The organism is Aeromicrobium sp. PFPM2_SD2 (assembly GCF_057364525.1).
The window spans coordinates 1-3550 of sequence record NZ_JBNFNZ010000271.1; the positions used below are offsets into that span (position 1 = coordinate 1).

Below are 3550 nucleotides of genomic sequence, written 5' to 3' on the forward strand. Positions count from 1 at the left end.
CGACGGCGGACGTCCGCGCAAGCGCCGCCTGCGCCTGGGCCGGATCATCGGCCTGGTGCTGCTGGCCTGGGTCGTCTTCCTCGTCGCGGTGCCCGTGTGGGCCTGGAACCAGGTCGCGCGCGTCGACGCCGAGCCCGACGACCGGCTGGCCGAGCAGCCGGGCACGACCTACCTCGTGGTCGGCTCCGACAGCCGCAAGGGCCTGACCCGCGAGGAGCGCAACCAGCTCAACACCGGCGGCGACGTCGGCGAGCGCACCGACACGATCATGCTGCTGCACGTCGGCGGCGGGCCGTCGCTGCTCATGTCGATCCCGCGCGACTCGATCGTCGACATCCCCGGCCGGGCGAGACGAAGATCAACGCCGCGTACGCCTACGGCGGGCCCGAGCTGCTGGTCCGCACGATCGAGGAGAACACCGGCATCCGGGTCGACGACTACGTCGAGATCGGCCTCGGCGGCCTGGTGAACCTCGTCGACGCCGTCGGCGGCGTCGAGATCTGCCCGAAGGAGCGCCTGCGCGACCGCGACTCCGGCCTGAACGTGCAGGCCGGGTGCCAGGACGCCGACGGCGTCACCGCGCTGGCGTACTCGCGCAACCGGCACAGCTACAGCACGGGCGACATCCAGCGCGTCCAGAGCCAGCGCGAGGTCATCGGCTCGATCGGCTCGAAGCTCAAGTCGCCGAGCACGGTGCTGAACCCGCTGCGCTACCTCGAGGTGGCCAAGGGTGGCTCGGGCGCGCTGCGCATCGGCGAGAACGTCGGCCCGGTGTCGCTGGCCCGGTTCGCGTGGTCGCTGTCGTCGGTCATGGGCGGCGGCGGGCTCAACTGCACCGTGCCGCTGGCCGACTTCTCGGTGCGCTGGGACTCCAAGCGCTCGAAGGAGATGTTCGAGCTCATCGCCGCCGACCGCACCGAGGACGTCGGGGACCTGTGCACCAAGGACGGCCTGCCGGCCGGCGAGTAGGCGCGGGCGCGGCGGTTTGACCGCCGGTCCCGTCGGGCACGGCTGGGGCGAGTCCACCCCCGAGGAGGCCGCCCCATGGCCCTGTCCTACCCCACCCAGCCCGGCGACGTCGACCACCTGATCGCCGACGACCACGCCGTGGTCGAGCGCCAGTTCCAGCACCTCGAGGCCGGCCGCGGCAACCGCCGCGTCCTGGTCGACCAGGTGAGCTTCGAGCTCGCCCTGCACGCGTTCGCCGAGGAGACCGTCCTCTACCCGATCTGGCCGGAGATCGGCATGACCGACGAGCACGACGACGCCGAGCACGAGCACCAGCAGATCAAGGAGCTGCTCGTCGTCCTGGGCCGCACCGAGCCCGGCGACGACGAGTTCGAGCAGTCGCTCACGCGGCTCATGGAGGTCGTCCGCCACCACGTCCACGACGAGGAGGACGAGGAGCTGCCCGAGTTCCGGGCCAAGGCCGGCGCCGAGCGCATGGCCGAGCTCGGCAAGCAGTTCCTGGCCGCCAAGCGCCAGGCCCCGACTCGTCCCCACCCGCACGCCCCCGACGAGGGCATCGCCGAGAAGATCGCCGGCATGCTGGCCAAGCCGCTGGACCACGTCCGCGACCTGCTCTCGGGCAAGCAGAAGGAGATGGCCACCGACCCGTCGGGCACGCTCGTCCCCGACGCCCAGGCCATCGTCGACGCGCACTCCTCCCTCGGCCCGCTCCCGTTCGAGATCCTCGAGCCCGACCAGGCCCGCCAGCAGCCCGGACCGGACGACGCGGTCAAGAAGGTCATGGCCGAGCGCGGTCTCGAGGGCCCCGAGCCGGTCGCCGACGTCCGCGACGTCACGATCCCCGACGCGGCCGGCGGCGAGCAGACGCTGCGGGTCTACACGCCCGAGTCCGGCGGGCCCGGCCCGCGCCCGGTCATCGTGTGGATCCACGGCGGCGGCTGGGTGCTGTTCGACGTCGACACCTACGACGCCTCGTGCCGCGGCCTGGCCAACAAGACCGGCGCCGTCGTCGTCTCCCCCGACTACCGGCGAGCGCCCGAGCACGTCTTCCCGGCCTCGCACGACGACGTCCTGGCGGCGTACCGCTGGACGGTCGAGCACGCCGCCGAGATCGGCGCCGACCCGACCCGCGTGGGCATCGGCGGGGAGTCCGTCGGCGGCACCATGAGCGCCGCGACCTGCCTGCAGCTCGCCGCCGTCGGCGAGCCGTTGCCGGCCGCGCAGGTGCTCGTCTACCCGCTGACCACGCCCGAGCAGCACGGCGACTCGATGGACGACGCGGCCGACGCCCGTCCGCTGGACCGCCCGCTGCTCTCGTGGATGGCCATGCACGCGTTCGAGGGAGTCCCGGAGGCCGCGAAGGACCCGCGCGTCGACCTGCTGGGCCGCCCGGCCGAGCAGCTGGCGGTGCTCCCGCCGACGCTCGTCGTGACGGCCGAGCGCGACGTGCTGCGCAGCCAGGGCCAGGACTTCGCCCGGCACCTGGAGTCGGCCGGCGTCCGCACGACGCTGCGGCACTACGCCGGCGTCATGCACGAGTTCTTCGGGGCCGCGGCGGTGCTGCCCGAGGCCGAGCAGGCCCAGACCGAGGCCGCGCGCCACTTCACCGCGGCGTTCGGGACGACGTCATGAAGGTCGTCGTCACCGGCGCCACCGGCAACGTCGGCAGCGCCGTCGTCCGGGCGCTGGCTGCCGACGAGCGCGTCACCGAGGTCGTCGGCCTGGCCCGGCGGCTGCCGGACGAGGGCGTCGCCAAGACCACGTACGCCGTCGCGGACGTCGGTGAGGACGACCTCGAGCCGTTCCTGGCCGGCGCGGACGCGGTCGTCCACACCGCGTGGCTGTTCCAGCCCACGCACTCGCCGTCGGTGACCTGGCAGGCGAACGCGGTCGGCAGCGTCCGGGTGTTCGAGGCGGCGGCCCGCGCCGGCGTCCGCACGCTCGTGCACACGTCCTCGGTCGGGGCCTACTCCCCCGCCCCGGGGCGCACGGTCGACGAGTCCTGGCCGACGCACAGCACCCCGCACGCCGCCTACGGGCGCGAGAAGGCCTATGCCGAGCGGGCGCTGGACGTCGTCGAGGCGGCGAACCCGGACCTGCGGGTGGTGCGCATGCGTCCGTGCTTCATCCTGCAGCGCAGCTCGGCGTCGGCCCAGAAGCGGCTCATGGCCGGCCCGTTCGTGCCCACGGCCCTCGTGCGTCCGGGCCGGCTGCCGGTCGTGCCGTGGCCGCGCGGCATGACGCTGCAGACCATGCACACCGACGACGTCGCCGAGGCGTTCCGGCTGGTCACGCTCGACGAGCGGGCGCACGGCGCCTACAACGTCGCGGCCGGCCCGGTCATCGACGCCGAGACGTTCGGCCGGGTCATGGGCGCGAAGGTCGTGCCGGTGCCCGACGTCCTGACCCGCTCGGCGCTGTCGGCCCTGTGGCACCTGCACGTCGTCCCGGCCGAGCCGGCCCTGTTCGACCTGCTGCGCACCCTGCCGCTGCTGGACGCCTCGCGGTTGCGGGCGCTCGCTGGGCGCCGCGGGTGCCGGCCGACGAGCGCTGCGCGAGGCGCTGCAGGAGACCGACCGCG

Annotated in this window: 3 protein-coding genes and 1 pseudogene; all 4 read left to right on the plus strand. The window is 73.9% G+C overall.

Going from position 1 to position 3550, the window contains the following annotated elements; all coding sequences use genetic code 11:
* Window positions 1-469: pseudogene (locus tag AC2W7G_RS11880) on the plus strand (hypothetical protein); the annotation flags it as partial.
* Window positions 394-969, plus strand: coding sequence for an LCP family protein (locus tag AC2W7G_RS11885; protein ID WP_485868627.1), 576 nt, complete (start codon window positions 394-396; stop codon window positions 967-969). The pseudogene AC2W7G_RS11880 and the gene AC2W7G_RS11885, both read left to right, overlap by 76 nt.
* A gap of 75 nt (window positions 970-1044) precedes the next feature.
* Complete coding sequence (locus AC2W7G_RS11890; protein ID WP_485868625.1) at window positions 1045-2601, plus strand: alpha/beta hydrolase fold domain-containing protein; 1557 nt, start codon at window positions 1045-1047, stop codon at window positions 2599-2601.
* Window positions 2598-3550, plus strand: a 953-nt coding sequence (locus AC2W7G_RS11895) for an NAD-dependent epimerase/dehydratase family protein (protein ID WP_485868626.1), incomplete at its 3' end; no start/stop codon positions are given. The genes AC2W7G_RS11890 and AC2W7G_RS11895, both read left to right, overlap by 4 nt.

Excerpts from the sequence above, each read along its gene's own strand:
- AC2W7G_RS11890 (WP_485868625.1), top strand. The coding sequence starts at position 1,045 with ATGGCCCTGTCCTACCCCACCCAGCCCGGCGACGTCGACCACCTGATC.